The organism is Caballeronia sp., from assembly GCF_028292365.1.
In the GTDB taxonomy this organism is placed as follows: domain Bacteria; phylum Pseudomonadota; class Gammaproteobacteria; order Burkholderiales; family Burkholderiaceae; genus Caballeronia.
This window is the reverse complement of the sequence record NZ_JAQGMM010000259.1, coordinates 1-3,122: the sequence shown is the minus strand read 5'-3', so window position 1 is coordinate 3,122 and position 3,122 is coordinate 1. Positions and strand designations below refer to the sequence as shown.

Annotated in this window: 2 protein-coding genes and 1 pseudogene; 1 reads left to right on the top strand and 2 read right to left on the bottom strand. The window is 58.0% G+C overall.

From position 1 onward, the window contains the following. Together JWR14_RS16385 and JWR14_RS16380 are read right to left on the bottom strand one after the other, a co-directional pair. Positions 1 to 595: pseudogene (locus tag JWR14_RS16385) on the bottom strand (hypothetical protein); the annotation flags it as partial. 178 nt (positions 596 to 773) lie between these two features. After that, positions 774 to 1,358 (bottom strand): hypothetical protein, encoded by a 585-nt coding sequence (locus JWR14_RS16380; RefSeq protein ID WP_299708544.1) that lies wholly within the window; start codon positions 1,356 to 1,358, stop codon positions 774 to 776. A gap of 191 nt (positions 1,359 to 1,549) precedes the next feature. On the opposite strand from JWR14_RS16380, the gene JWR14_RS16375 reads away from it, so the two are divergent. Continuing rightward, positions 1,550 to 3,122: SagB/ThcOx family dehydrogenase (locus tag JWR14_RS16375; protein WP_299708542.1), on the top strand; the 1,573-nt coding region annotated here is incomplete at its 3' end.

Sequence of the window (3,122 nt, the reverse complement as noted above, 5' to 3'; positions counted from 1 at the left end):
TGAACTCTGCCAATGATGCCTGCGCAGGCGTCAGTGTTTGCAGCCCGTTCGGCAACGGGGGTTCACGGTCGCTGTCGCGGAGTTCGCCATTGCCTAGCCGGGCGAGCCAGCCGAGGTACAGGGGGCGTGTGTCGCCTCTTAGTAGTTCATCACGCAAAGGCAACAGCCTTGCCATCCAACCCGGACCGTCTGCCTGTTCATAGAATCTGGCGTGTTCGCCGGAATCGTCGTTGAACGACCAGTCAAGAATCGAGTGCTGAGCCGTTTGATTTACCTCAAAAGCCGTCGGCATGGAAGCGCTCGCCGAGAGAGTCGGGGAACCTACGCAGTCGAGTATGAGCTTCGCGTCGATGACGTCCCGTGGGATACGGAGCAGCAGGCGGCAATTTCCCCAACTCGAGGAATAGACATGAGCGTCGAAAAACCGCTCGACCCAGTCAAGCGGTTCACCCTTCAGATTGCCCCAGTGATATTCGTTGATAAAGCCCGATGGCGTGATCGTCGCTCGTGTGGAGCGGCTTCTCAATTCGGATTGAGCTTGCTCCGTCAGTAGTTGATCAACCGCGGCAAACTCATAGTATTGATATTCGCTCATGACTTATTTCGTAGACGCGTTCAAGGCTTGACAAGTGGATGAACTTCAAACCATCCCAAATCCGGTTTTAGGCGCGTACTTGTTCGGCCCACAGGCTCTCAGGTTCAGTTGGATCCGCATTGCGTCACCGGCCGAAACTGCGCGGCAGTACATCGAACTTGATTGCGGCCACCACACTTCAAATTTCGTCACTCGGATCGCGCACTTCCAGCTTGAACTGCCATCCTTCAAACGGCATCAGCATGCGTCCGAGTTGGTCCCACTCGACGCGGCGACCATCTATGACGACGCATGGCCTACGTGAATTCACGCCACCGTCCCATTCGATTCTGCCGCGGACGGTTTCGTCGACAATCTTCAATCCGAGATCGCCATCCCTTATGTGGACGACCGCAAGCAAACGGCGCATCTTTTCAATCAGCTTTCCCAGCAAAACGAATTGATCCGATAGCGGATCGCCGAGGATCTGAAAGCGATATCCCGATGGTTCTTCCTCGCTCGTCGAGTCGAATGCCTCCAGAGAAAGTTTGTCGCCAAACAAAAGACTTCGAAAATGGAATTCGTGGACGGTTCCATTGGCATCGGACAGGTGGACCGGTTTAAACTTGACCTCACCGAAATCATCAAGGCCGGTGTGGCGAGCCATTTCTCGGTTGAAGCAGGCGGTGCACAACAATCGGTCGCCGTGTCCCTCGCTGACTGTGTTGACGGTGTCGTACTGCGGCACGATGGCGCCGCAAGTTGGGCATTGGCTGACGGACATGACGGACCTCCTGGTGAATCGGATAGGCAGCGCGCTGCGCACCGCATGCCACCTCGCGGTGGCGTGCTGCAGCACAAAAGATCGCTTTCGTCTGCGATGTGCCTATTTTGTCACGTCTGAGAAGACACTCGAGACGAGACACCCAGGGCAACGCGCACAACATATCCGGAGACTCCTAAGCCGAGGGGAATATGGATCGGTTACAACATGAGCTGCTTGAATATCACGAACGCAGTAAGCATCGCCTCGACCACTACGCTCCTGGTCCCAGGGGACTTGACTGGACAAACCAGCCGGATCCGTTCCGGGTGTTTCGCGGCGCACCGCGCATCGGTCTGCCCTTAGCCGCAGATACGCTCTCTACACGCTACAACGAGCTGCGCCGCGGCGCCCTGCCACCGCCGCGCAGATTTGATCTTTCCAATCTGGCAATCCTGTTCGAACTCTCGCTGGGCCTGTCGGCTTGGAAAGCCTATGACGCCCAGCGGTGGGCGCTGCGCTGCAACCCGTCGAGCGGGAATCTGCATCCAACGGAAAGCTATCTTCTGTGTCCGCCTCTGTCCGGGTTGTCCGCAGGGGTCTACCACTACCTGAGCCGAGACCATGTATTTGAACATCGCGCTGCAGTGGATGATCCGCGATGGACCGAGGCATTCTCGAACGGCGGTGTTCTGGTCGGCATAAGTTCGATCCACTGGCGCGAGGCGTGGAAATACGGCATGCGCGCCTGGCGCTACTGCCAGCAGGATTGCGGCCATGTCATCGCAGCGGTAACTTATGCAGCGGCAGCGCTCGGCTGGCAGACGCGGCTGGTGGAGGTGGCGGCGGATGATGCTGTGGCCGGCTTGCTTGGATTGGACCGCAGCGAAGATTTCGGCGCGGCCGAAAGAGAGGCGCCAGATGTCCTGCTTTGGATCGGCAAGCCCGAACTACGACCTGATCTTGAGCGCATGCTGACTGCTTTGGATAAGGCGCAGTGGCGCGGTTGCGCGAATCAGCTAAGCTCGGGACATGTGACGTGGCCGGATATCGATTCGATTCATCGCGTCACCCATAAGTCCCGTACTTGCGAGCCGAGCCTGCTGACGCCGGCTCAATGTCCGTCGCCCGAGATGCCTGCCGTCGATCTCAGCTTTGCCCGGATCGCCCGGCAGCGTCGCAGCGCTGTGAATTTCGATGGCGTGACGCGCATCACCGCCGCAGCCTTTTTTAGCATGCTGGCGTGCCTGTTGGTACGCCGTAACACGCCACCGTGGAATGCACTGCTGTCTCCTGCCGCGGTGCATGCGGCGCTATTGGTGCATCACGTCGATGGCCTGGAGCCGGGCCTGTATATGTTCGTGAGAAATCCGGGAGCGCTGCCGAATCTCAAGCAAACTATGCGTCCAGAATGGCTGTGGCAGAAGGCGGGTCCGGACCATCTGCCACTTTATTTTTTGCTGCCTTACGATTTGCGTGCCGCGGCAAAGTTGATCTGCTGCCATCAGGATATCGGCGCCGATTCCTGCTTTGCACTGGGGATGATCGCGACATTCGACATCGCGTTGAAGCAACCATGGCGTTATCGCCACCTCTTCTGGGAATGTGGCGTTCTCGGCCAAGCGCTCTATCTTGAAGCCGAAGCCGCCGGCGTACGCGCCACGGGGATTGGCTGTTTTTTCGATGATGAAATGCACACACTGCTCGGAGTGGAGGGTCACGCCTGGCAAAGCCTGTATCACTTCACCGTCGGTGGTGCGGTGGACGACCAGCGCCTGTCCGCAT

Coding starts and splice junctions, on each gene's coding strand:
- JWR14_RS16380 (WP_299708544.1), bottom strand. CDS start 1,358: ATGTCCGTCAGCCAATGCCCAACTTGCGGCGCCATCGTGCCGCAGTAC.